The following is a 22,518-nucleotide window of genomic DNA, read 5'->3' as shown; positions in this document are numbered from 1 at the left end:
GCATGTAAATGCTATCCGTCAGGTTTTCTAGCAACCTAACGTAAGCACCCACACAAATTACTTGATACTGTTTTGTTAAAGAGCGTTGCTTGCAGAACTCGCTGCAGCAAAGAAGCGAGAATTATACCGGCCTGAGAGAGTGTGTCAACAGTGTTACAACACTAATTTCAGACTTTCTGATGATAGGACTAAAAATCAGTCAGTTAGCTCAAGAAATAATCTTGTTTACTATCATCTATGGCCTTTCAGCCGCTTCTATAAATAGAAAAGCCGGCATTGAGCCGGCTTTCCATGATCGATATATGCTGAGTGTTATTCAGCGTCGACAGCTTCAGCGTCCTGAACCTCGCGATCTACCAGTTCAACAATAGCCATAGGGGCCTTGTCGCCTTGGCGGAAACCACATTTCAGTACACGCACGTAGCCACCAGGACGGTTGGCTGAACGTGGTGCGATTTCATTGAACAGTTTGGTCACAACATCGCGGTCACCGATTCGGGCGAAAGCCAGACGACGGTTAGCAACCGAGTCTTTTTTACCCAAAGTAATCAGCGGCTCAACGACACCACGTAACTCTTTTGCCTTTGGCAAAGTAGTACGAATGACTTCGTGCTCAAACAGAGACGCAGCCATGTTTTTGAACATCGCTTTGCGATGGCTGCTGTTACGATTTAATTTACGACCAGAATTACGATGACGCATTGTTGTTACCCTATTCTTTTATGCTGAATTAACTTCAGTATTATTTTGACTCTAAAGAAGCAGGTGGCCAGTTATCCAGGTGCATACCCAGGGACAGACCTTTTGAAGCCAGCACTTCTTTAATTTCAGTTAATGACTTCTTACCCAGGTTTGGCGTTTTCAGCAGTTCCATTTCAGTACGCTGAATCAGGTCACCAACATAATAAATATTTTCTGCCTTCAGACAATTCGCTGAGCGGACAGTCAGATCCAGATCATCGATCGCTTGCAACAGCGCAGGATCAACAGCCGGTTGTTTCGGTTCACTGACACTTTCTTCAATGACAGTAAAATCAACGAAGGAAGTGAGCTGATCACTCAAAATGGTTGCTGCGTATTTAATTGCATCTTCCGCTTCCAGTGTGCCGTTGGTTTCAACGTCAATAATCAATTTATCAAGGTCAGTGCGGTTTTCTACACGGGCACTCTCAACACTGTAGGTCACCAGACGAACAGGGCTGAAAGAAGCATCCAGATGAAGCTGACCAATCGCATGATCTTCTTCTTCTGTTGTGCTACGGGTATTGGCAGCAGAGTAGCCACGACCTTTAGCAACCTTGAAGGTAATAGCCAGGCTACCACCAGTCAGATTGGCAATAACATGATCAGGGTTGGTCACTTCCACATTATGCGGCAATTGAATATCAGCAGCAGTAACAGGGCCAACGCCTTCTTTATTTAAAGTCAGAACAACTTCATTACCTTCATGTAACTTGATTGCCAGACCTTTCATGTTCAGCAGGATGTCGAGGACGTCTTCCTGCACACCATCAATAGCGGAATACTCGTGGACGACACCATCAATCTGAGCTTCTACAACAGCTGCACCTTCCATTGAGGACAGCAGGATTCTGCGCAGGGCATTGCCCAGGGTGTGACCAAAACCACGCTCAAGCGGTTCCAGCACAAGACGTGTACGCGTATCACTAAACTTCTGGATGTCTACAATCCTTGGTTTAAGAAATTGACTCGTGTAAGTCGTCATGCAAATTCCTCTAGTAAACTCCTGCCCGGAGTTTAGTTATGTTTATTTCGAGTAAAGCTCTACAACCAGGTTTTCAGACAGTTCAGCTGGCAGCTCATCACGCTCAGGAACACGTTTGAAAGTACCTGAGAATGCTTTCGCGTTAACTTCCACCCATTCCGGGAAGCCCAGTTGCTCTGCAACAGACATGGCGTTGCTGATGCGTTCTTGCTTTTTGGCTTTCTCGCGAATTTCTACAACATCACCTTCCTGCACTTGGTAAGAAGGGATATTGGTCGCTTTGCCATTAACCAGCACGGCTTTGTGAGAAACCAACTGTCTTGCTTCGGCACGAGTGCCGGCAAAGCCCATGCGGTACACAACGTTATCCAGACGTTGTTCCAGCATGTTCAGCAGGTTGATACCGGTTGCGCCTTTCTTCTGGTCAGCTGATTTGTAGTAGTTACGGAACTGTTTTTCCAGTACACCGTAGATACGACGAATACGCTGCTTGGCACGCAACTGTTGAGCATAGTCAGAATCACGACCTCTGCGGGCACCATGCTGACCAGGTTTAGTTTCGATCTTGCACTTGCTTTCGATTGGGTTGCCTCTGCTCTTCAGGAACAGATCAGTACCTTCTCTACGGCTCAGTTTACAAGTTGGGCCACGATATTTTCCCATTCTGTGTTACTCCGAAATTCTATTAAACGCGACGACGCTTAGGCGGACGGCAACCATTGTGAGGAATCGGTGTGACGTCAGAAATATTGGTAATCTTGAAACCCAGATTATTCAGGGCACGCACGGCTGATTCACGACCAGGGCCTGGGCCTTTGATTTCTACGTCCAGGTTTTTCATGCCGAAATCCTTGGCTACCTCACCCGCTTTCTCAGCTGCTACCTGAGCAGCAAAAGGGGTGCTTTTACGAGAACCACGGAAACCGCAACCGCCTGAGGTGGCCCATGACAAGGCATTCCCCTGACGATCAGTGATAGTAACGATTGTGTTATTGAATGAAGCGTGCACGTGGGCTACGCCATCAACGACATTCTTTTTAACACGTTTACGTTGTCGTGCTGATGAATTTGCCATCGAAAGCCTCTTACCTTATTTGATCACACGGCGAGGACCTTTACGGGTCCTTGCGTTTGTTTTTGTTCTTTGGCCGCGAACTGGAAGACCTCTACGGTGACGAACGCCACGGAAACAGCCCAGATCTTTCAGGCGTTTGATATCCATGGATACTTCACGACGCAAGTCACCTTCTACGGAGTACTTGCCAACTTCGGTACGAAGCGCTTCGACTTCCTGCTCAGACAGATCTCTGACTTTAGCGTCAGGTGCTACGCCTGCGGCTTCACAGATTGCTTGAGCACGTGTGCGTCCGATACCATAAATCGATGTCAATGCGATTACAGCGTGCTTCTGCACAGGAACATTAATACCAGCTATACGAGCCATTGATTTACCCTAATTCCTCAGGAGTGAACAGTGAATTGTAACATACAATTCTTTTGTTCAACAACAAACTAAAACGATCGTCAAGTTAGCCTTGACGTTGTTTGTGACGAGCTTCTGAACAGATAACTCGTAACACACCATTTCTTTTTACAATTTTACAATTGCGACAAATCTTTTTTACTGACGCCTGAACTTTCATCTTTTTTCTCCAGCAAAACCTTTTAAGTCGGGATTAGCCTAAAAAGCCCCTGACCCCACTATTAGATTTATTCGATTTTTTCATCAAACTTTCGTACTGCTGAGACATCATGTGCGACTGCACCTGGGACACGAAGTCCATAACAACCACGACGATGATCAACAGGGAGGTACCGCCGAAATAAAACGGAACGCTCCAGTAAAGTATTAAAAACTCTGGCAGCAAACATACTGCGGTAATGTAAACCGCACCTGCGAGGGTCAATCGGCCCATCACAGTATCGATATAACGCGCAGTTTGCTCACCTGGACGGATACCAGGGATGAAGGCGCCAGATTTTTGCAGGTTCTCAGCTGTTTCTTTCGGATTGAACACCAGCGCGGTGTAGAAGAAACAGAAGAATATAATTGCCAGGGCATAGGCCATGACATACATCGGTTGACCAGGCGACATCAATGTTGAGATATCTTTCAGCCACCCCATGCCGTCTGATGAACCAAACCAGCCGGCAATTGTAGCAGGAAACAGGATGATACTTGAAGCAAAAATTGGGGGAATAACACCCGCCATGTTCAGCTTCAACGGCAGATGCGTAACCTGGCCGGCGATCATCTTACGCCCCTGCTGGCGTTTAGCATAATGCACAGGTATACGACGCTGTGCTCTTTCGACGAAAACGACAAAAGCAGTGACAGCCAGCGCTAACAACAGCAGCGCAATCACCAAGAAAGTATGCAGCTGACCGGTGCGCGCCAGTTCCAGGGTGCCGCCAATCGCTGATGGCAGTCCGGCAACAATACCGGCAAAGATAATCAATGAAATACCGTTACCGATACCGCGCTCAGTGATCTGCTCGCCCAGCCACATCAGGAACATGGTACCGGTAACCAGGGTAATGACCGCAGTAATACGGAATACAAAACCCGGATCAATGACCACACTAACACCGGCAGCGCTCTGACTTTCGAGTGCAATAGCAATACCCAGTGCCTGGAACGTGGCCAGTACCAGCGTACCGTAACGCGTGTACTGCGTGATTTTGCGGCGACCTGCTGCACCCTCTTTCTTCAGTTGCGCCAGTTTAGGGTGCACAACCGTCAAGAGCTGCATGATAATCGACGCCGAAATATACGGCATGATGCCCAGTGCAAAAACAGACAGGCGCTCAAGAGCGCCGCCGGAGAACATGTTGAACATATCGAGGATGGTCCCTCGTTGCTGTTCGAACATAATGGCCAGCGCAGCCGGATCGATACCGGGAACCGGCATAAACGTACCCATACGGTAAACGATTAACGCCCCCAGAACGAAGAGCAGGCGGGCTTTCAGTTCACCGAAACGTCCACCGCCTGCCAATAAAGCTGCTGCTTGTTGTCTGTTATTTTCCACTTAGCTTACTCTTCGATTTTACCGCCTGCGGCTTCAATCGCTTTTTTCGCGCCAGCCGTTACAGCGATGCCTTTCAGATTAACTGCAGTGCTGATTTCACCAGAGTTGATGACTTTGACACTTTTCGTGTTTTCAGCCACTGCGCCGGCTGCTTTCAGCGTCAGCAGGTCAATCACCTCCGCTTCGATGTTTGCCAGGGTATCCAGGCGAACTTCGGCAGCAGTCAGACTCTTGCGGGAGTTAAAACCGACTTTAGGCAGACGGCGTTGCAAAGGCATCTGACCGCCTTCGAAACCACGTTTGTGGAAACCGCCTGAACGAGATTTCTGACCCTTGTGACCACGGCCACCGGTTTTACCCAGTCCCGAGCCAATACCGCGACCGACGCGTTTCGCGTCTTTCTTCTCGCCTGGTGCTGGCGACAGTGTATTCAGGTTCATCTTAAACTTCCTCAACCTTCAGTAAGTACGACACAGCGTTGATCATGCCGCGATTCTCAGGTGTATCCAGCACTACAGCGCTGCTACCGGTTTTTCTCAGACCCAGACCGGCAACACTCGCTTTATGTTTGGCCAGACGACCAATGGTGCTTTTCACCAAGGTGACTTTTAATTTAGCTTGTGATGACATCTTTCTTATTCCGTGATCTCTTCAACAGTCTTGCCGCGTTTGGCCGCAATCGCTTCAGGGTTGTTCATGTCTGTCAGACCCTTGATAGTTGCGCGAACCACGTTGGCAGGATTGGTTGAACCGTTTGACTTGGCAAGAACGTTATGAACACCGACCGCATCGAATACAGCACGCATCGCACCACCGGCGATAACACCGGTACCTTCAGATGCAGGTTGCATGAACACCTTAGCGGCACCGTGACGTGCTGTCACAGGATGCTGCAGGGTGTCACCTTTCAGCGCGACCTGTTTCATGTTCTTTCTGGCTTCATCCATTGCTTTTTGAATCGCAACCGGTACTTCACGGGCTTTGCCCTGGCCGAAGCCAACGCGACCGTTACCGTCACCAACCACAGTCAGTGCAGAGAAACCAAATACGCGACCGCCTTTTACTACTTTAGCAACGCGACGGATACCGACTAATTTTTCAATCAAGCCATCAGAGTTGTTGGCTTGTCTTTGTTCATTCTGAGCCATGTTTCTTACCTTTTAAATTAGAACTGAAGGCCGTTTTCGCGCGCCGCATCAGCTAATGCTTTGACACGACCGTGATATCTGAAACCGCTGCGATCAAAGGCCACTTCTTTAATACCTTCTTTGGCAGCACGCTCAGCAATGATTTTACCGACGACGGTAGCCGCGTCGACATTGCCGGTGTTTTTCAGATCTTTTTTGACTTCAGGATCCAAAGTTGAGGCCGAAGCAATGACTTTAGAGCTGTCGTGGGTCAGAACCTGCGCATAAATATGGCGTGGAGTTCTGTGAACTGTCAGCCGATAAACTTCGAGTTCTCTCAGTTTAGCCCGCGCTCTGGCCGCTCTACGTAAACGTGAAATTTTCTTATCCATTTTTCAGCCTAACTATTTTTTCTTAGCTTCTTTACGAGCAACATGCTCATCGGCATAACGGACACCTTTACCTTTGTAAGGCTCTGGTTCGCGATATGCGCGGATGTCTGCTGCCACCTGACCGACAACCTGCTTGTCAGCACCTGAAACAACGATTTCAGTCTGGCTTGGTGTTTCAACGGTAATACCTTCAGGCACTTCGTACTGAACCGGGTGGGAAAAACCCAGTGTCAGGTCCAGTTTGTTGCCTTGTGCTTTAGCACGGTAACCCACACCGACCAGGGCCAGTTTCTTCTGGAAGCCCTCGGTAACGCCGATAACCATGTTGTTCAGCAGGGCACGAGTTGTACCTGCCAGGGCAACAGCGGCCTGTGATTCAATTTTGGCAGAAGTTTTCAGTGCAGAATCTTCCTGTGCAACCTGTACATCAGGATGGATTGCACGTGACAGCGTGCCTTTTTTACCTTTAACGGTGATTTCACTGTCGCTCAGAGAAATTTCCACACCTGCTGGAATTTCGACTGGCGCATTTGCAATACGTGACATTTTACAATCTCCAATAAATCAGGCTTAGCTTACTGCGCACAGCACTTCACCACCCTGACCCAGGGCACGTGCTTTGCGGTCGGCCATCACGCCTTTAGATGTAGACACAATCGCTACACCCAGACCGCCGATGATACGTGGCAGGTCATTGGCTGATTTGTAAACACGCAGACCTGGACGGCTGACGCGGTTAATTTCAGAAATAACCGGTTTACCCTCGAAATATTTCAGGGTAATAGTCAGCGTTGCTTTGCTGTCTGCTTCGGTGACATTGAATGCAGTGATATAGCCTTCTTCTTCCAATACCTTGGCGATGTTAACCTTCACTTTAGAGGAAGGCATAGCAACTTCGGCTTTGTTCGCCTGTTGGGCATTGCGAATGCGTGTCAGCATATCTGCAATTGGATCTGTCATACTCATCTATCTAGCTCCACTATTCAGGCTGGTAATTACCAACTGGCCATTACCAGACCAGGGATGTCGCCTTTCATTGCATGTTCGCGCAGTTTGTTACGAGACAAACCGAATTTGCGGAAATAGCCATGCGGACGACCTGTCAGTTCACAACGGTTTCTCAGACGCGTTGGACTGGAGTTACGTGGCAGCGAGTGGAATTTCTTCGCCGCTGCTTCACGCTGTTCTGCAGACAGCGACATATCCAGCATTTGCTTTTTCAATTCTTCACGCTTCGCAGCGTATTTTTTAACCAGTTTTGCCCGCTTGATTTCGCGGTTAACCATGCAACGTTTAGCCATAACTTATTCCATCCAAATGTTTATTTTCTAAAAGGAAACTTGAACGCAGTCAACAAAGCGCGCGACTCTTCTGCGTTATTGGCAGAAGTGGTAATGGTGATATCCATACCACGCAGCTTGTCGATTCTGTCGTATTCAATCTCGGGGAAGATAATTTGCTCTTTAATCCCCATGCTGTAGTTTCCTTGGCCGTCAAACGATTTAGGATTGAGGCCACGAAAATCCCGAATACGTGGAATGGAAATGGTAATCAGGCGATCCAGAAAGTCATACATGCGTTCTTTGCGCAGTGTGACTTTACAACCAATCGGCCAACCTTCACGCACCTTGAAGCCGGCAACTGACTTACGCGCTTTGGTTACAACGGGTTTCTGACCGGCAATCTTCTCCATGTCAGCCATTGCGTTTTCCAGCACTTTCTTGTCAGTCAACGCTTCACCTACACCCATATTAATGGTGATTTTGGTAATGCGAGGCACTTCCATTACTGATTTGTAGTTAAACTGGTCTTGCAGTTGTTTAACTACAGTTTCACGATAATAATCTTTTAATCTGCTCACTGTTCTCTACCTAATACGAAGCTCAAGCGCTTACAACTTCGCCATTTGATTTGAAGACGCGAACCTTCTTGCCATCTTCCAGCACTTTAAACCCAACTCGGTCAGCCTTGCCTGTAGCAGGGTTAACCAGAGCCAGATTCGACCCTTCAATCGGCATTTCTTTTTCGATAATGCCACCTTGTTGACCCAACGCCGGATTCGGTTTCTGGTGTTTCTTGACCAGGTTAATGCCCTGAACAACAAACTTGCCACCATCGACACGGCGCTGGATTTCACCTTGCTTACCGCGATCTTTACCTGTCAGAACGACAACTTGATCGCCTTTTTTTAACTTTTCCATCCTCAGCGCTCCCTTACAGTACTTCTGGTGCCAAAGAAATAATTTTCATGAACTTTTCACTACGCAGTTCACGGGTAACCGGACCAAAAATACGGGTACCAATCGGTTGATGTGCCTGGTTCAGCAGCACGGCAGCGTTCTCATCAAAACGAATCAGAGAACCGTCAGGGCGACGAACGCCTTTACGGGTTCTGACGATAACCGCATTGTGAACGGTACCTTTTTTCACTTTACCGCGCGGAGCCGCTTCTTTAATGGTGACTTTGATGATGTCACCGATACCGGCATAACGCTTGTGTGAACCGCCTAAAACTTTGATGCACTCTACACGTCTGGCACCGCTGTTATCGGCCACTTCAAGACTACTTTGCATTTGAATCATGGTCTAAACTCCAAACTGTACAGTTGCTTATTTCGCACGCTCGATAATTTCGACCAACTTCCAGCACTTAGTCTTAGACAGTGGGCGAGTTGAGGCGACACTAACGGTATCACCAATGTTGCATTCATTGTTTTCGTCATGAACATGCAATTTGGTAGAACGTTTGACATATTTTTTATAGATCGGATGGGCGACACGACGTTCAATCAGAACGGTAATCGACTTATCCATCTTGTCACTAATGACACGACCGGTTAACGAACGTGCTGTACTTTGCTGATCACTCATTTCCGTGCCCTATCTATTTCTCGTTCAATACAGTCTTGATGCGTGCAATGTCACGACGTACACGTTTCATTTCGCTGTTACGTGTCAATTGACCAGTAGCGTTTTGCATCCGCAGATTAAACTGTTCTTTGTGAAGCTCTTCCAGTTCTTTGGTCAGATCTTCAGCTGATTTTTGTCTGATTTCGCTCGCTTTCATTACAGTATCGCCCGCGTTACAAATGTGGTTTTAACGGGAAGTTTTGCTGCCGCCAGACGGAAAGCTTCACGTGCGACGTCTTCAGCAACACCTTCCATTTCGTAGAGCATGCGACCTGGTTGCACATTGGCTACCCAGTACTCGACATTACCCTTACCTTTACCTTGACGAACTTCCAGTGGTTTGCTGGAAATCGGCTTGTCAGGAAACACACGAATCCAGATCTTACCGCCACGTTTGATGTGACGAGTCATGGCACGACGAGCCGCCTCGATTTGGCGTGCAGTAATGCGACCGCGCTCCAGAGATTTCAGGCCGTATTCACCAAAGCTCACTTTAGCGCCGCGGTGTGCCAGTCCTCTGTTACGCAGCTTTTGCTGCTTCCTAAATTTCGTTCTTTTTGGCTGTAACATTGGTTATAACCTTATTTTTCAGCTGCAGGTGCGTTTTGCGCGTTGGCGTCGAAAACTTCACCTTTGAAAATCCAAACTTTGACACCGATGATGCCGTATGTCGTTTTTGCTTCGGCAGTACCGTAATCGATATCAGCACGCAGGGTGTGCAGTGGCACACGACCTTCGCGATACCATTCAGTACGGGCAATTTCTGCACCGTTGAGACGGCCGGCAACGTTAATACGGATACCTTCGGCACCAAGACGCATTGTGTTGGTCACTGCGCGTTTCATCGCACGGCGGAACATAATGCGGCGCTCGAGCTGCTGTGCCACGCTTTCAGCTACCAGGGTAGCATCCAGTTCTGGCTTACGAATTTCTTCGACGCCGACATTGACAGGAATCCCCATCAAGTCAGACGCTTCTTTACGCAGCTTGTCGATGTCTTCGCCTTTCTTACCAATCACGATGCCTGGACGGGCTGTGTGAATGGTGATCTTGGCGTTCTTCGCTGGTCTGTCGATTTGGATTTTGCTGACTGAAGCGTGTGACAGTTTTTGTTTCAAATAGTCACGTACTTTCAGATCGTTATTCAGCTGGTCTGAAAAGTTAGCTGAATCGGCATACCAGATCGAATTCCAATCTTTAATTATACCAAGTCTAAAACCTGTTGGGTGAACCTTTTGTCCCATAAGTCTGCTCTCTTACTTCTCGTCTACAACCACAGTGATGTGGCTGGTGCGTTTAAGAATACGGTTGCCACGGCCTTTGGCACGTGCCTGCATACGTTTCATGGTTGGACCTTCGTCAACCATGACTGCAGAAACAACCAGCTCATCAATATCAGCACCGTCATTGTGCTCCGCATTAGCGATAGCTGAGTCCAGTACTTTTTTCATCAGTTCAGCCGCTTTCTTAGGGCTGAATGCGAGCAGGTTGATTGCTTTTTCTACCGGCAAACCTCTAATTTGATCTGCAACCAAACGCACCTTTTGTGCGGAAATGCGTGCATAGCTGAGTTTAGCTTGTGTAGCCATATCTATAACCTTATCGTTTAGATTTCTTGTCAGCGGCATGACCTTTAAAGGTGCGAGTTGGTGAGAACTCACCCAACTTATGCCCTACCATATCTTCTGTCACAAACACGGGTACGTGTTGACGACCATTGTGAACGGCGATTGTCAAGCCGATCATGTCAGGAGAAATCATCGAACGACGTGACCAGGTTTTGATCGGACGTTTATTGTCAGTTTCTCTCGCTTCCAAGACCTTCTTTTCAAGGTGGAGGTCAATAAAAGGACCTTTTTTAATTGAACGCGGCATAGGTATTCCCTAAATCTTATTTACGATTGCGACGACGTACGATCATATTGTCAGTACGTTTGTTCTTGCGTGTTTTGTAACCTTTGGTAGGTACGCCCCACGGGGTAACCGGATGACGACCACCCGAAGTACGACCTTCACCACCACCATGAGGGTGATCAACCGGGTTCATGACCACACCGCGAACGGTAGGACGAATACCGCGCCAGCGAGTGGCACCGGCTTTACCCAGTGAACGCAAGGAGTGCTCGCCGTTACCGACTTCACCCATTGTCGCTTTACATTCCAGAGGTACTTTACGCATCTCACCACTACGCAGACGAATCGTTGCATAGCCGTTTTCGCGGGCAACGTATTGCGCGCTGCTGCCAGCACTACGTGCCAACTGAGCGCCTTTGCCTGGCTTCAGTTCGATGCAGTGAACGGTGCTACCCAGTGGGATAGCAGACAGCTTCAGTGCGTTACCTGCACGAATCGCTGCATTGTCACCAGATTCCAGACGATCACCTGCTGCCACGCCTTTCGGGGCGATGATGTAGCGTTTTTCACCGTCTGCATATTTCAGCAGGGCGATATGAGCAGTACGGTTTGGATCGTATTCCACTCTTTCTACTTCAGCTGGGATACCGTCTTTGTTACGTTTAAAGTCAATCTGACGGTAACGTTGCTTGTGACCACCCCCGCGATGACGCACGGTGATACGACCAGCATTGTTACGACCGCCAGTTTTGCCTTTCTTTTCAACCAGGGGTGCATAAGGCGCACCGGTGTACAGATCAGGTGTACTGACCTGAACCACAAATCTGCGGCCGGCTGATGTAGGTTTAGCCTTCTTTAATGCCATTCCTAATTCCCTCTTACTTATTCGCCAAGGAAGTTGAGATCAGCACCGTCAGCCAATGTGACGTAGGCTTTTTTCCAGTCGCTGCGTTTGCCCATGATACGGCCGGTACGCTTGACTTTGCCTTTGACATTGGTGGTTGATACTGACGCAACTTTCACATCAAACAGGGTTTCAACCGCTTGTTTGATTTCTGTTTTGTTGGCGTTAGGCAATACTTTCAGCACTACCTGGTTATTCATTTCTGCAACTCGTGATGCTTTTTCAGCAACCACAGGGCCCAAGATAACTTTTGTTAAGCGCTCTGAGTTCATGCCAGTGATTCCTCTAATTTGCGTACAGAGTCTTCACTCATCACAACTTTTTCGAAACGCAACAGGGCAACCGGGTTGACGTGTGCCGCATCAGTGGCAGCAATGTCATACAGGTTGCGTGATGCCAGCGCGACATTGCCGGCGGCATTTTCAGTCACGATAAGTGCGTTTGACAGACCCAGTGATTTGGTTTTGGCCAGCAGGTCTTTGGTTTTTGGTGAATCCAGCTCGACTTTGTCGACCAGAATCAATGCATCTTTACGGCGCAGTTCTGACAGGATGGCTGCTACGGCACCACGGTACATTTTGCGGTTTACTTTTTTGCTGTAGTCACGGTTAGTGGCTGCAAAAGTTTTACCACCGCTACGCCACAATGGGCTACGGATAGTACCGGCACGGGCACGACCACTACCTTTTTGTGAAAAAGGCTTGCGACCACCGCCACTGACAGCTGCGCGGTTTTTCTGTGCATGAGTACCGCTGCGAGCTGCTGCCAGGAATGATGTCACCACCTGATGCACCAGAGACTCGTTATATTCACGGTCAAACAAAGCATCGGAAACAGAGATGTTTCCTGCTTTCTTGCCGTCAAATGATTGTAATTGAAGATCCACGTCTATTCCCCTAAGAATCTTACTGGGCTTTAACAGCCGGGCGGATGACGACGTCGCTGCCAGTGGCACCAGGCACTGAGCCTTTGACCAACAGCAGATTTCTTTCTGCGTCTACCCGAACGACTGACAGGTTTTGCAGGGTGCGTTTCTTGTCACCCATATGGCCCGCCATTCTTTTACCTTTGAAAACACGACCAGGTGTCTGACACTGACCGATAGAACCCGGTGCTCTGTGAGACAGCGAGTTACCGTGTGTGGCATCACCACCACCGAAACCGTAGCGTTTAACGACACCGGCAAAACCTTTACCTTTGGTAATGCCTGAGATGTCGATCTTCTGACCGGCTTCGAACAGGTCTACTTTCAGCTCGGCACCCAGTTCCAGTTCAGCGATATCTTCCACTCTGAACTCTGCAACCTTACGGCCTGCAGCTGTTTGTGCTTTGGCGAAATGACCTGCCTGAGGTTTGGTAACGCGTGATGCTTTACGCTCACCTACAGTCACTTGAATCGCGTTGTAACCATCCGCTTCCAGTGTTTTCAACTGGCTAACACGGTTTGGCTCTACTTCAATTACCGTTACAGGGGTAGACACACCGTCTTCAGAGAAGACACGAGTCATACCACGCTTACGGCCGATGAGTCCGATAGTCATTGACCCAGCCCCTCTTAATTCAACTTGATCTGGACGTCTACGCCAGCGGCGAGATCCAGTTTCATCAATGCGTCTACTGTTTTATCAGTAGGCTCAACAATATCCATCAGACGCTTGTGAGTACGAAGTTCGTACTGTTCACGGGCATCTTTGTTCACGTGTGGTGAAATCAGCACTGTGAAACGCTCTTTCTTAGTTGGCAGAGGAATCGGACCATTGATTCGCGCGCCTGTACGTTTCGCAGTTTCAACAATTTCTTTTGCTGATTGATCGATCAAGCGATGATCGAATGATTTCAGCCGGATTCTAATAGTTTGGGTTGCTGCCATTTCTATTACTCAACGATTTTACTAACGACACCGGCACCAACTGTGCGGCCGCCTTCACGAATAGCAAAACGTAACCCTTCTTCCATCGCAATCGGTGCAATCAAAGTTACGTCCATTTTGACGTTATCACCTGGCATGACCATTTCTACGCCTGAAGGCAGGTCACACGCACCGGTAACGTCGGTAGTACGGAAGTAGAACTGTGGACGGTAGCCATTAAAGAATGGGGTGTGACGACCACCTTCATCTTTTGACAACACGTACACTTCACATTCGAAACGAGTATGCGGAGTGATAGTACCCGGGTGTGCCAGAACCTGACCACGGTCTACATCTTCACGCTTGGTACCACGCAGCAGAACACCGACGTTGTCACCGGCCTGACCTTGATCCAGCAGTTTGCGGAACATTTCAACACCGGTACAAGTGGTTTTCTGGGTGTCTTTGATACCCACGATTTCCAGGTCATCACCCACCTTAACGATACCGCGTTCAACACGACCGGTAACAACAGTACCGCGGCCAGAGATTGAGAATACGTCTTCAATCGGCATCAGGAATGCACCATCAATGGCACGCTCTGGTTCCGGGAAGTATTCATCCATCGCTTCGGCCAGTTTCAGGATAGATTGAACACCGATTTCACTGTCGTCGCCTTCCAGTGCTTTCAGCGCAGAACCGACGATGATTGGCGTGTCATCACCTGGGAAGTCATAGGTGTCAAGCAGTTCACGAACTTCCATTTCAACCAGTTCGATCAGCTCAGCATCATCAACCATGTCTGCTTTGTTCAGGTAGACAACGATGTATGGAACGCCTACCTGACGAGACAGCAGAATGTGCTCACGGGTTTGTGGCATCGGGCCATCAGCTGCGTTTACAACCAGGATCGCGCCGTCCATCTGAGCCGCACCGGTAATCATGTTTTTAACATAGTCGGCGTGGCCCGGGCAGTCTACGTGCGCATAGTGGCGGTTAGCAGTTTCGTACTCGACGTGTGCGGTTGAGATTGTAATACCACGCTCACGTTCTTCAGGTGCGTTATCGATATCCGCGTAATCTTTGAATTCGCCGCCTGACATTTCACCCAGCACTTTGGTCAGCGCTGCTGTCAAAGTGGTTTTACCATGGTCAACGTGACCGATGGTGCCCACGTTGACGTGGGGCTTCGAGCGTTCAAATTTTTCCTTGGACATTCTCGTCTACCTCGTTAAAAGTCGTTATTTCGTTTTGTTAATGATCGCTTCTGCAACATTGCCTGGTATTTCACTGTACTTGGCGAACTCCATGGAGTAAGTCGCCCGACCCTGTGTTGCAGAACGCAAATCAGTTGCGTAACCAAACATTTCTGCCAGTGGCACTTCTGCCTTGATAATCTTGCCGCTGGATGCATCATCCATTCCAGCAACGGTACCGCGACGGCGATTCAAATCACCCATCACGTCACCCATGTACTCTTCGGGAGTCACTACTTCGATTTTCATTACGGGTTCGAGCAGAGCCGGACTCGCTTCGAGCGCGCCGTTTCTGAAACCCATCGAACCGGCAACTTTAAATGCCATCTCGCTGGAGTCGACGTCGTGATACGAACCGTCGAATAATGTCACTTTGACATCCTCCACAGGGTAGCCCGCTATTACACCATTTTTCATCTGCTCTTGTATACCCTTATCTACAGATGCGATGTATTCTTTTGGTACCGATCCGCCAACAATGGCGTTTTCAAAGGCGTAACCAGCACCCTGCTCTTGTGGTTCCAGTCGTAGCCAGACATGGCCGTACTGGCCTTTACCACCACTTTGGCGCACAAACTTACCTTCAGCCTCAACGGTTTTACGAATCGTTTCGCGATAAGCGACCTGCGGCGCACCCACATTGGCTTCGACGCCAAACTCTCGTTTCATACGGTCAATGATGATATCGAGGTGCAGCTCACCCATACCGGCGATAATAGTTTGTGCTGATTCTTCATCAGTGCTGACACGGAATGAGGGATCTTCTTTGGCCAGCTTGCCCAAAGCAATACCCATTTTTTCCTGGTCTGCTTTGGTTCTCGGCTCAATCGCGACCGAGATAACAGGCTCGGGGAACTCCATGCGTTCCAGTGTGATCTCATGTGCCGGGTCGCACAGCGTTTCCCCGGTAACGGTATCTTTGAGGCCAATCGCTGCAGCGATATCACCTGCGCGGACTTCAGTCAGTTCTTCACGGCTATTGGCATGCATCTGAACCAGACGGCCAATGCGTTCTTTCTTGCCTTTGACAGGATTATAAACCGCATCACCAGACTTCAGAACGCCGGAATAAACCCGGAAGAATGTCAGGCTGCCGACGAAAGGATCGGTCGCAATTTTGAAAGCCAACGCAGCAAACGGCAGTTTGTCATCGGCCTCACGGGTTTCATATACCTCGTTATCGACATCGACCAGGCCCTTGATGGCAGGCACATCACCGGGAGCAGGCATGAATTCGATGACTGCATCCAGAACCGCCTGAACACCTTTATTCTTGAAAGCCGAACCACAGAAAGCCGGCACGATTTCATTGGCCAAGGTTTGCTTGCGAATGCCCTGCTTGATTTGCGCCTCGGTCAGCTCTCCGGCTTCGAGGTAGGCATTCATCAGCGCTTCATCAGCTTCCGCCGCATTTTCGACCAGCTCTTCACGGTAATGCTGGCATTCAGCCAGCATGTCTTCGGGAATGTCGCGCAAGTCGTAGGTGGCACCGAAATCTTCCTCGTTCCAGTAAATGGCTTTCATACGAATCAGATCGACAACGCCTTCGAACTCGTCTTCACTGCCGACCGGTAATTGCATGACAACCGGCTTGGCACCGAGGCGTTTTTTGATCTGTTCAACAACGCGCAGGAAGTTGGCGCCCTGACGATCCATCTTATTGACAAAGGCGAGACGGGGAACGTGATATTTGTTGGCTTGGCGCCAGACTGTTTCAGATTGAGGTTCGACACCACCCACTGCACAGAAGACAGCGATGGCACCATCGAGAACACGCAGGGACCGTTCTACTTCAATGGTGAAGTCAACGTGTCCAGGCGTGTCGATGATGTTAATGCGATGTTGTTCAAATTGTTGATCCATGCCGGCCCAGAAGCATGTAGTAGCAGCAGAGGTAATGGTGATACCCCGCTCCTGCTCCTGTTCCATCCAGTCCATAATGGCCGCACCATTGTGTACTTCGCCAATCTTGTGCGAAATACCGGTATAGAACAGCACGCGCTCGGTCGTCGTGGTTTTACCCGCGTCGATGTGAGCCATGATGCCGATATTACGGTATCTGTTAATTGGTGTCGTACGTGCCACTATAGCTACTCTTAAATCAACAATGTTAAAGAACAAAAAACCTTCACCAGAACCAGCTGGTGAAGGGGTAATACAGCTTTAGAAGCGGAAGTGCGAGAACGCCTTATTCGCTTCAGCCATACGGTGAGTATCTTCTTTCTTCTTCACCGCAGTGCCTTTGTTTTCGTAAGCGTCAGACAGCTCACCGGCCAAACGCATACCCATGGATTTTTCACCACGTTTACGAGAGGCTTCAACCAGCCAGCGCATCGCCAGGGCAACACGACGCTCAGGACGAACTTCAACGGGCACCTGGTAAGTCGCACCACCGACACGACGGGATTTTACTTCCACCATCGGGCTGATATTTTCAATGGCTTTCTGGAAGATTTCCAGACCATCAGTGCCTTTGCTTTCAGCGACTGTGTCCAGTGCGCCATAAGTGATTTTTTCAGCAACTGATTTTTTGCCGTCTTTCATGATGACGTTGATGAACTTGGCCAGGCCGATGTTTTGAAACTTCGGATCAGGCAGTACTTCACGTTTGGCAACAACCCTTCTTCTTGGCATTTGTCTTTCCTAAATCTTGTACGTTAATGGCGAGTCTAAAAGTGCTTAGCCTTTAGGACGCTTGGCACCGTATTTGGAACGGCCCTGGCGACGAGCTGCAACACCGGAGGTATCCAGTGCACCACGAACAGTGTGGTAACGCACACCAGGCAAGTCCTTAACACGACCGCCACGAATCAGAACAACGCTGTGTTCCTGCAGGTTGTGACCTTCACCACCAATGTAGGAAGTCACTTCGAAACCGTTAGTCAGACGAACACGGGCGACTTTACGCATCGCAGAGTTCGGCTTTTTAGGCGTAGTGGTGTAAACACGAGTACAAACACCACGACGCTGAGGACATGCCTGCAACGCAGGAACATTGTTCTTTTTCTTCTGCTTTAATCTTGGTTTGCGAACCAACTGATTTATTGTTGCCATCAATACAACCTTACAAATATCTAGCGATGGTAGCCTGCGTTACTATTATTCACGCATTACCATTCCAGTAAAAATGTGGGCACCCTCAGGAGGGTGCCCGACAAAGAAGACGAATTCTATAACGTAACAAAGTGTTACGTCAAGACATTTGGCTTATGAAACTTCTTTCATTGCCTCGTCTTTGCTTTCCTCAGAATCAGAGGCGGGTGCAACATCCGGGTTACCCATCCGCTCTGCACGACGACGCTGGCGTTCCTTGTGGTAAGCCAGACCAGTACCGGCCGGGATCAGACGCCCCACAATCACGTTCTCTTTCAGGCCACGCAGGTTGTCGCTCTTGCCAGTGACCGCCGCATCGGTAAGGACGCGGGTTGTTTCCTGGAACGACGCCGCCGAAATGAACGACTCGGTTGCCAGTGAGGCTTTGGTGATACCCAGCAGCAACGGTGTGAAGGTCGCTTCCAGTTTATCCTGCTGGCGCAGAATATCATTGGCTTCCAGCACACGATCGTATTCAACCTGTTCACCTTTCAGGAACTTGCTGTCACCGGCTGCATCAATTTCAACTTTACGCAACATCTGACGCACGATGACCTCGATGTGCTTGTCGTTAATTTTTACACCCTGCAGACGGTAAACTTCCTGTACTTCACTGACCATGTAATTAGACAGGGCCAGCACGCCTTTAAGACGCAGGATGTCATGCGGATCTTCCGGACCATCGACCAGCATCTCACCTTTCTCGATGTGCTCACCTTCGAACACGGAGATGTGACGCCATTTTGGAATCAGTTCCTCGTAAGGCTCGCCTTCTTTCGGCGTGATGATCAGACGCTGTTTACCTTTGGTCTCTTTACCAAAGCTGACCGTACCGCTGATTTCTGCCATCAGAGCAGGATCTTTCGGCTTACGTGCTTCGAACAGGTCGGCAACACGCGGCAGACCACCGGTGATGTCGCGGGTCTTACTGCTTTCCTGAGGAATGCGCGCAAGAATGTCACCGATTTCCACTTCCTGGCCATCGCTGACACGAACAATCGCGCCACCCGGCAGGAAGTACATCGCTGGAATATCAGTACCCGGAATAAAGACGTCTTCGCCTTTCTCATCAACCAGCTTAACCATCGGACGCATGTCTTTGGCGGCACCGCTGCGCTGTTTTGGTTCACGGACACTGAAGCTGGTCAGACCGGTGACTTCGTCGACTGTCTTATCAACGGTGACACCTTCGACCAGATCACTCAGTTGAACCTGACCTTTCACTTCGGTCACAACCGGATGCGTATGCGGATCCCAGTTGGCAACGATCTGACCTGAGTCTACCGCCGCGTTATCCGGTACGGTGATTTCCGCACCGTAAGGGATCTTGTAACGCTCACGCTCACGACCATTTTCATCGATCAGGTGCAGCTCACCGGAACGGGATACCGCAACGAATTTACCGGCCGAGTTCTCAACATATTTAATGTTGTGATAGCGGATATTACCTTTGTATTTCAGTGCAACCGAGTTATCAGCCGCAGTACGTGACGCCGCACCACCGATGTGGAAGGTACGCATGGTCAGCTGGGTACCCGGCTCACCGATAGACTGTGCCGCGATAACACCGACCGATTCGCCGACGTTGATCTTGTGACCACGACCCAGGTCACGACCGTAACAGGCGGCACAGACACCGTAGCGTGATTCACAGGTAATCGCACTGCGAACCATGACTTCGTCGATACCTTCTTTTTCCAGCTTGGTCACAGCGGCTTCATCGATCATATCGCCGGCAGCCATAACCAGTTTGGAACCATCCGGTGACATCAGGTCTTCAGCCACAACACGACCCAGTACACGTTCACCCAGGGCTTCAACAACGTCACCACCTTCGATAATCGGTGACATGCTGATACCCAATGAGGTACCACAGTCATCTTCTACCACGACCAGATCCTGAGATACGTCAACCAGACGACGGGTCAGGTAACCGGAGTTCGCGGTTTTCAGTGCGGTATCAGCCAGACCTTTACGTGCACCGTGAGTCGAGATGAAGTATTGCAGTACGTCCAGACCTTCACGGAAGTTCGCGGTGATCGGTGTTTCGATGATAGAACCATCCGGTTTCGCCATCAGACCACGCATACCAGCGAGCTGACGAATCTGCGCCGCACTACCACGGGCACCGGAGTCAGCCATCATATAAATGGAGTTCATCGATTGCTGTTCGACATCATTACCGTCTTTATCTTTGGTAATGTCTTTACCGATACCGTCCATCATCGCTTTCGCGACCTGGTCGTTGGTACGTGACCAGATGTCGATGATCTTGTTGTAACGTTCACCGTCGGTGACCAGACCGGAAGCATACTGAGTCGCAATTTCTTCCACTTCGGCTTCGGCTTTGGCCAGGATTTCCGCCTTGGCAGCCGGAATCACCATATCGTCGGCACAAACGGAAGAACCTGACTGTGTCGCTTGTGAGAAGCCGAGGTACATCAGCTGGTCAGCAAAGATAACGGTTTCTTTCAGACCCAGACGACGGTAGCAGGTGTTGATCACATCACCAATTGCTTTCTTCGACATGGCGCGGTCAACAATCGAGAACGGCAGACCTTTGGGCACAATACCGAACAGGATGGCACGACCAACCGTGGTTTCCACACGGATGCGACGGCTCTGTTCCGGTTCCGGCAGCGTAATGTCAGTTTCATCCAGACGTACCGTGATCTTGGCATGCAGCGAAACAACACCACTGTCATAGGCACGGCGCAGTTCTGCCAGATCAGCAAAGAAGCTGCCTTCGCCTTTTTCACCAACACGTTCACGGGTCATGTAGTAAAGACCCAGTACCACGTCCTGAGACGGGATAATGACCGGTTCACCGTTGGCTGGCGACAGGATATTGTTGGTCGCCATCATCAGAGAGCGGGCTTCCAATTGGGCTTCCAGTGACAATGGTACGTGGACCGCCATTTGGTCACCGTCAAAGTCAGCATTGAATGCGCTACAGACCAGTGGGTGCAGCTGAATCGCTTTACCTTCGATAAGCAACGGTTCAAAGGCCTGGATACCCAGACGGTGAAGGGTTGGCGCACGGTTCAGCAGAACCGGATGCTCACGAATGACTTCTTCCAGAATATCCCAGACTTCCGGACCTTCACGTTCCACCATTTTCTTGGCAGCTTTGATAGTGGTTGCCAGACCCTGACGTTCCAGTTTGCCGTAAATGAATGGCTTGAACAGTTCCAGTGCCATTTTCTTCGGCAGACCGCATTGGTGCAGCTTCAGGTAAGGACCCACCACGATAACCGAACGACCGGAATAGTCGACACGTTTACCCAGCAGGTTCTGACGGAAACGACCCTGCTTACCTTTGATCATGTCTGCCAGTGATTTCAGCGGCATGCGGTTGGTACCGGTAATAGCACGACCACGACGACCGTTATCCAGCAGCGCATCCACAGATTCCTGCAGCATACGTTTTTCGTTACGTACGATGATGTCCGGCGCGCTGAGGTCCAGCAGGCGTTTCAGACGATTGTTACGGTTGATGACACGACGGTACAGATCGTTCAGATCGGAGGTCGCAAAACGACCGCCATCCAGTGGCACCAGTGGACGCAGATCCGGTGGCAGTACCGGCAGTACTTCCATGATCATCCATTCCGGCTTGTTACCGGATTCCTGGAAGGCTTCCATCAACTTCAGGCGTTTGCTCAGTTTCTTGATCTTGGTTTCTGAGTTAGTGCCGTCGATTTCCTCACGGATGACTTCAATTTCTTTATTGACGTCGATGTTGCGCAGCAGTTGCTGAACTGCTTCAGCACCCATGCGGGCGTCAAATTCATCACCGTATTCTTCAATGGCCTGCAGGTAAGTTTCATCAGACAGCAGTTGGCCTTTTTCCAGCGGCGTCATACCGGGATCAACAACGATAAACGCTTCAAAGTACAGTACACGTTCGATATCACGCAGCGTCATATCCAGGAACAGTGAAATCCGTGATGGCAGGGATTTCAGGAACCAGATATGGGCGACCGGACTGGCCAGTTCGATGTGACCCATACGTTCACGACGTACTTTGGCAACCGTGACTTCAACGCCACATTTTTCACAAATAACACCGCGGTGCTTCAGACGCTTGTATTTACCGCACAGACATTCGTAATCTTTAACCGGGCCAAAGATCTTGCAGCAAAACAGACCTTCGCGCTCCGGTTTGAAGGTACGGTAGTTGATGGTTTCAGGCTTTTTGACTTCACCGAAAGACCATGAGCGCACCATTTTAGGTGAGGCCAGGCCAATGCGAATGGCATCAAATTCCTCGGGCTGAGTTTGTTGCTTTAACAAGTTAAGCAAATCTTTCATGTTTCATTCTCCGCTGCCGTAAACGGCTCATTTCTTGATTATCTGTCAGTACTTGGTATCG

General features: G+C 49.5%; 33 protein-coding genes. All 33 read right to left on the bottom strand.

Annotated elements, in window-relative coordinates; genetic code table 11:
- Positions 1–312: 312 nt before the first annotated feature.
- Complete coding sequence (gene rplQ / locus OMQ46_RS15695) at positions 313–702, bottom strand: 50S ribosomal protein L17 (protein WP_266238413.1); 390 nt, start codon at positions 700–702, stop codon at positions 313–315.
- Positions 703–742: 40 nt separating this feature from the next.
- Positions 743–1,726 (bottom strand): DNA-directed RNA polymerase subunit alpha, encoded by a 984-nt coding sequence (locus tag OMQ46_RS15690; protein WP_266238412.1) that lies wholly within the window; start codon positions 1,724–1,726, stop codon positions 743–745.
- A gap of 42 nt (positions 1,727–1,768) precedes the next feature.
- Positions 1,769–2,389, bottom strand: a complete 621-nt coding sequence (gene rpsD, locus OMQ46_RS15685; protein WP_266238411.1) for a 30S ribosomal protein S4 — start codon at positions 2,387–2,389, stop codon at positions 1,769–1,771.
- Between the two features lie 22 nt (positions 2,390–2,411).
- Entirely contained in the window at positions 2,412–2,801 is a 390-nt protein-coding gene (gene rpsK / locus OMQ46_RS15680) for a 30S ribosomal protein S11 (protein WP_266238410.1), read from the bottom strand.
- Between the two features lie 15 nt (positions 2,802–2,816).
- Positions 2,817–3,170, bottom strand: a complete 354-nt coding sequence (gene rpsM / locus OMQ46_RS15675; protein WP_266238409.1) for a 30S ribosomal protein S13 — start codon at positions 3,168–3,170, stop codon at positions 2,817–2,819.
- A gap of 85 nt (positions 3,171–3,255) precedes the next feature.
- Positions 3,256–3,369 (bottom strand): 50S ribosomal protein L36, encoded by a 114-nt coding sequence (gene rpmJ, locus OMQ46_RS15670; RefSeq protein ID WP_083821451.1) that lies wholly within the window; start codon positions 3,367–3,369, stop codon positions 3,256–3,258.
- A gap of 33 nt (positions 3,370–3,402) precedes the next feature.
- On the bottom strand, positions 3,403–4,758 hold the full coding sequence (secY, locus tag OMQ46_RS15665) for a preprotein translocase subunit SecY (RefSeq protein ID WP_266238407.1): 1,356 nt from the start codon (positions 4,756–4,758) through the stop codon (positions 3,403–3,405).
- 5 nt (positions 4,759–4,763) lie between these two features.
- Entirely contained in the window at positions 4,764–5,198 is a 435-nt protein-coding gene (gene rplO / locus OMQ46_RS15660) for a 50S ribosomal protein L15 (RefSeq protein WP_266238406.1), read from the bottom strand.
- Between the two features lies 1 nt (position 5,199).
- On the bottom strand, positions 5,200–5,388 hold the full coding sequence (gene rpmD / locus OMQ46_RS15655; RefSeq protein WP_266238405.1) for a 50S ribosomal protein L30: 189 nt from the start codon (positions 5,386–5,388) through the stop codon (positions 5,200–5,202).
- 5 nt (positions 5,389–5,393) lie between these two features.
- Positions 5,394–5,906 carry a 30S ribosomal protein S5 gene (rpsE, locus tag OMQ46_RS15650; RefSeq protein WP_266238404.1) on the bottom strand — a complete coding sequence of 171 codons (513 nt, stop codon included), beginning with the start codon at positions 5,904–5,906 and terminating at the stop codon, positions 5,394–5,396.
- A 17-nt stretch (positions 5,907–5,923) separates the two neighbouring features.
- A complete protein-coding gene (gene rplR / locus OMQ46_RS15645; protein ID WP_266238402.1) occupies positions 5,924–6,277 on the bottom strand; it encodes a 50S ribosomal protein L18 in 354 nt (117 codons plus the stop codon).
- A 12-nt stretch (positions 6,278–6,289) separates the two neighbouring features.
- Positions 6,290–6,823 (bottom strand): 50S ribosomal protein L6, encoded by a 534-nt coding sequence (rplF, locus tag OMQ46_RS15640; protein WP_266238401.1) that lies wholly within the window; start codon positions 6,821–6,823, stop codon positions 6,290–6,292.
- Between the two features lie 24 nt (positions 6,824–6,847).
- Positions 6,848–7,243 carry a 30S ribosomal protein S8 gene (gene rpsH / locus OMQ46_RS15635; protein WP_266238399.1) on the bottom strand — a complete coding sequence of 132 codons (396 nt, stop codon included), beginning with the start codon at positions 7,241–7,243 and terminating at the stop codon, positions 6,848–6,850.
- Positions 7,244–7,272: 29 nt separating this feature from the next.
- Positions 7,273–7,578, bottom strand: coding sequence for a 30S ribosomal protein S14 (rpsN, locus tag OMQ46_RS15630; RefSeq protein WP_266238398.1), 306 nt, complete (start codon positions 7,576–7,578; stop codon positions 7,273–7,275).
- Positions 7,579–7,598: 20 nt separating this feature from the next.
- Positions 7,599–8,138, bottom strand: a complete 540-nt coding sequence (gene rplE, locus OMQ46_RS15625; protein WP_266238397.1) for a 50S ribosomal protein L5 — start codon at positions 8,136–8,138, stop codon at positions 7,599–7,601.
- Between the two features lie 22 nt (positions 8,139–8,160).
- Entirely contained in the window at positions 8,161–8,478 is a 318-nt protein-coding gene (gene rplX, locus OMQ46_RS15620) for a 50S ribosomal protein L24 (protein ID WP_266238396.1), read from the bottom strand.
- 13 nt (positions 8,479–8,491) lie between these two features.
- Positions 8,492–8,860 (bottom strand): 50S ribosomal protein L14, encoded by a 369-nt coding sequence (gene rplN, locus OMQ46_RS15615; protein WP_266238394.1) that lies wholly within the window; start codon positions 8,858–8,860, stop codon positions 8,492–8,494.
- A 27-nt stretch (positions 8,861–8,887) separates the two neighbouring features.
- Entirely contained in the window at positions 8,888–9,148 is a 261-nt protein-coding gene (rpsQ, locus tag OMQ46_RS15610; RefSeq protein ID WP_266238392.1) for a 30S ribosomal protein S17, read from the bottom strand.
- Between the two features lie 13 nt (positions 9,149–9,161).
- Positions 9,162–9,344, bottom strand: a complete 183-nt coding sequence (gene rpmC, locus OMQ46_RS15605) for a 50S ribosomal protein L29 (RefSeq protein WP_266238391.1) — start codon at positions 9,342–9,344, stop codon at positions 9,162–9,164.
- The gene (gene rplP, locus OMQ46_RS15600) at positions 9,344–9,757 is read right to left on the bottom strand and encodes a 50S ribosomal protein L16 (RefSeq protein WP_008292018.1); all 414 of its coding nucleotides are present in this window, start codon (positions 9,755–9,757) and stop codon (positions 9,344–9,346) included. Before rplP ends, rpmC begins: the two co-directional genes overlap by 1 nt.
- Before the next feature lie 11 nt (positions 9,758–9,768).
- Positions 9,769–10,431 (bottom strand): 30S ribosomal protein S3, encoded by a 663-nt coding sequence (gene rpsC / locus OMQ46_RS15595; RefSeq protein WP_266238389.1) that lies wholly within the window; start codon positions 10,429–10,431, stop codon positions 9,769–9,771.
- Positions 10,432–10,443: 12 nt separating this feature from the next.
- Positions 10,444–10,776, bottom strand: a complete 333-nt coding sequence (gene rplV, locus OMQ46_RS15590) for a 50S ribosomal protein L22 (RefSeq protein ID WP_266238388.1) — start codon at positions 10,774–10,776, stop codon at positions 10,444–10,446.
- 10 nt (positions 10,777–10,786) lie between these two features.
- On the bottom strand, positions 10,787–11,062 hold the full coding sequence (gene rpsS / locus OMQ46_RS15585) for a 30S ribosomal protein S19 (protein ID WP_266238386.1): 276 nt from the start codon (positions 11,060–11,062) through the stop codon (positions 10,787–10,789).
- 16 nt (positions 11,063–11,078) lie between these two features.
- Positions 11,079–11,906, bottom strand: a complete 828-nt coding sequence (gene rplB, locus OMQ46_RS15580) for a 50S ribosomal protein L2 (protein ID WP_266238384.1) — start codon at positions 11,904–11,906, stop codon at positions 11,079–11,081.
- Between the two features lie 17 nt (positions 11,907–11,923).
- A complete protein-coding gene (rplW, locus tag OMQ46_RS15575; protein WP_266238383.1) occupies positions 11,924–12,217 on the bottom strand; it encodes a 50S ribosomal protein L23 in 294 nt (97 codons plus the stop codon).
- Positions 12,214–12,831 (bottom strand): 50S ribosomal protein L4, encoded by a 618-nt coding sequence (rplD, locus tag OMQ46_RS15570; RefSeq protein WP_266238381.1) that lies wholly within the window; start codon positions 12,829–12,831, stop codon positions 12,214–12,216. Before rplD ends, rplW begins: the two co-directional genes overlap by 4 nt.
- A 19-nt stretch (positions 12,832–12,850) precedes the next feature.
- Positions 12,851–13,486, bottom strand: coding sequence for a 50S ribosomal protein L3 (rplC, locus tag OMQ46_RS15565; protein ID WP_266238380.1), 636 nt, complete (start codon positions 13,484–13,486; stop codon positions 12,851–12,853).
- Positions 13,487–13,500: 14 nt separating this feature from the next.
- Positions 13,501–13,815 carry a 30S ribosomal protein S10 gene (gene rpsJ, locus OMQ46_RS15560; RefSeq protein ID WP_008292025.1) on the bottom strand — a complete coding sequence of 105 codons (315 nt, stop codon included), beginning with the start codon at positions 13,813–13,815 and terminating at the stop codon, positions 13,501–13,503.
- A gap of 5 nt (positions 13,816–13,820) precedes the next feature.
- A complete protein-coding gene (gene tuf, locus OMQ46_RS15555; protein WP_266238377.1) occupies positions 13,821–15,011 on the bottom strand; it encodes an elongation factor Tu in 1,191 nt (396 codons plus the stop codon).
- A 24-nt stretch (positions 15,012–15,035) separates the two neighbouring features.
- Complete coding sequence (fusA, locus tag OMQ46_RS15550) at positions 15,036–17,135, bottom strand: elongation factor G (RefSeq protein WP_266238375.1); 2,100 nt, start codon at positions 17,133–17,135, stop codon at positions 15,036–15,038.
- A 78-nt stretch (positions 17,136–17,213) separates the two neighbouring features.
- A complete protein-coding gene (gene rpsG, locus OMQ46_RS15545) occupies positions 17,214–17,684 on the bottom strand; it encodes a 30S ribosomal protein S7 (protein ID WP_266238373.1) in 471 nt (156 codons plus the stop codon).
- A gap of 45 nt (positions 17,685–17,729) precedes the next feature.
- Entirely contained in the window at positions 17,730–18,104 is a 375-nt protein-coding gene (gene rpsL, locus OMQ46_RS15540) for a 30S ribosomal protein S12 (protein ID WP_014704941.1), read from the bottom strand.
- Between the two features lie 153 nt (positions 18,105–18,257).
- Positions 18,258–22,457, bottom strand: a complete 4,200-nt coding sequence (gene rpoC, locus OMQ46_RS15535) for a DNA-directed RNA polymerase subunit beta' (protein ID WP_266238370.1) — start codon at positions 22,455–22,457, stop codon at positions 18,258–18,260.
- Positions 22,458–22,518 lie beyond the last annotated feature (61 nt).

The organism is Methylophaga sp. OBS1, assembly GCF_026319365.1.
This window is presented reverse-complemented; position numbering and strand designations above follow the sequence as displayed.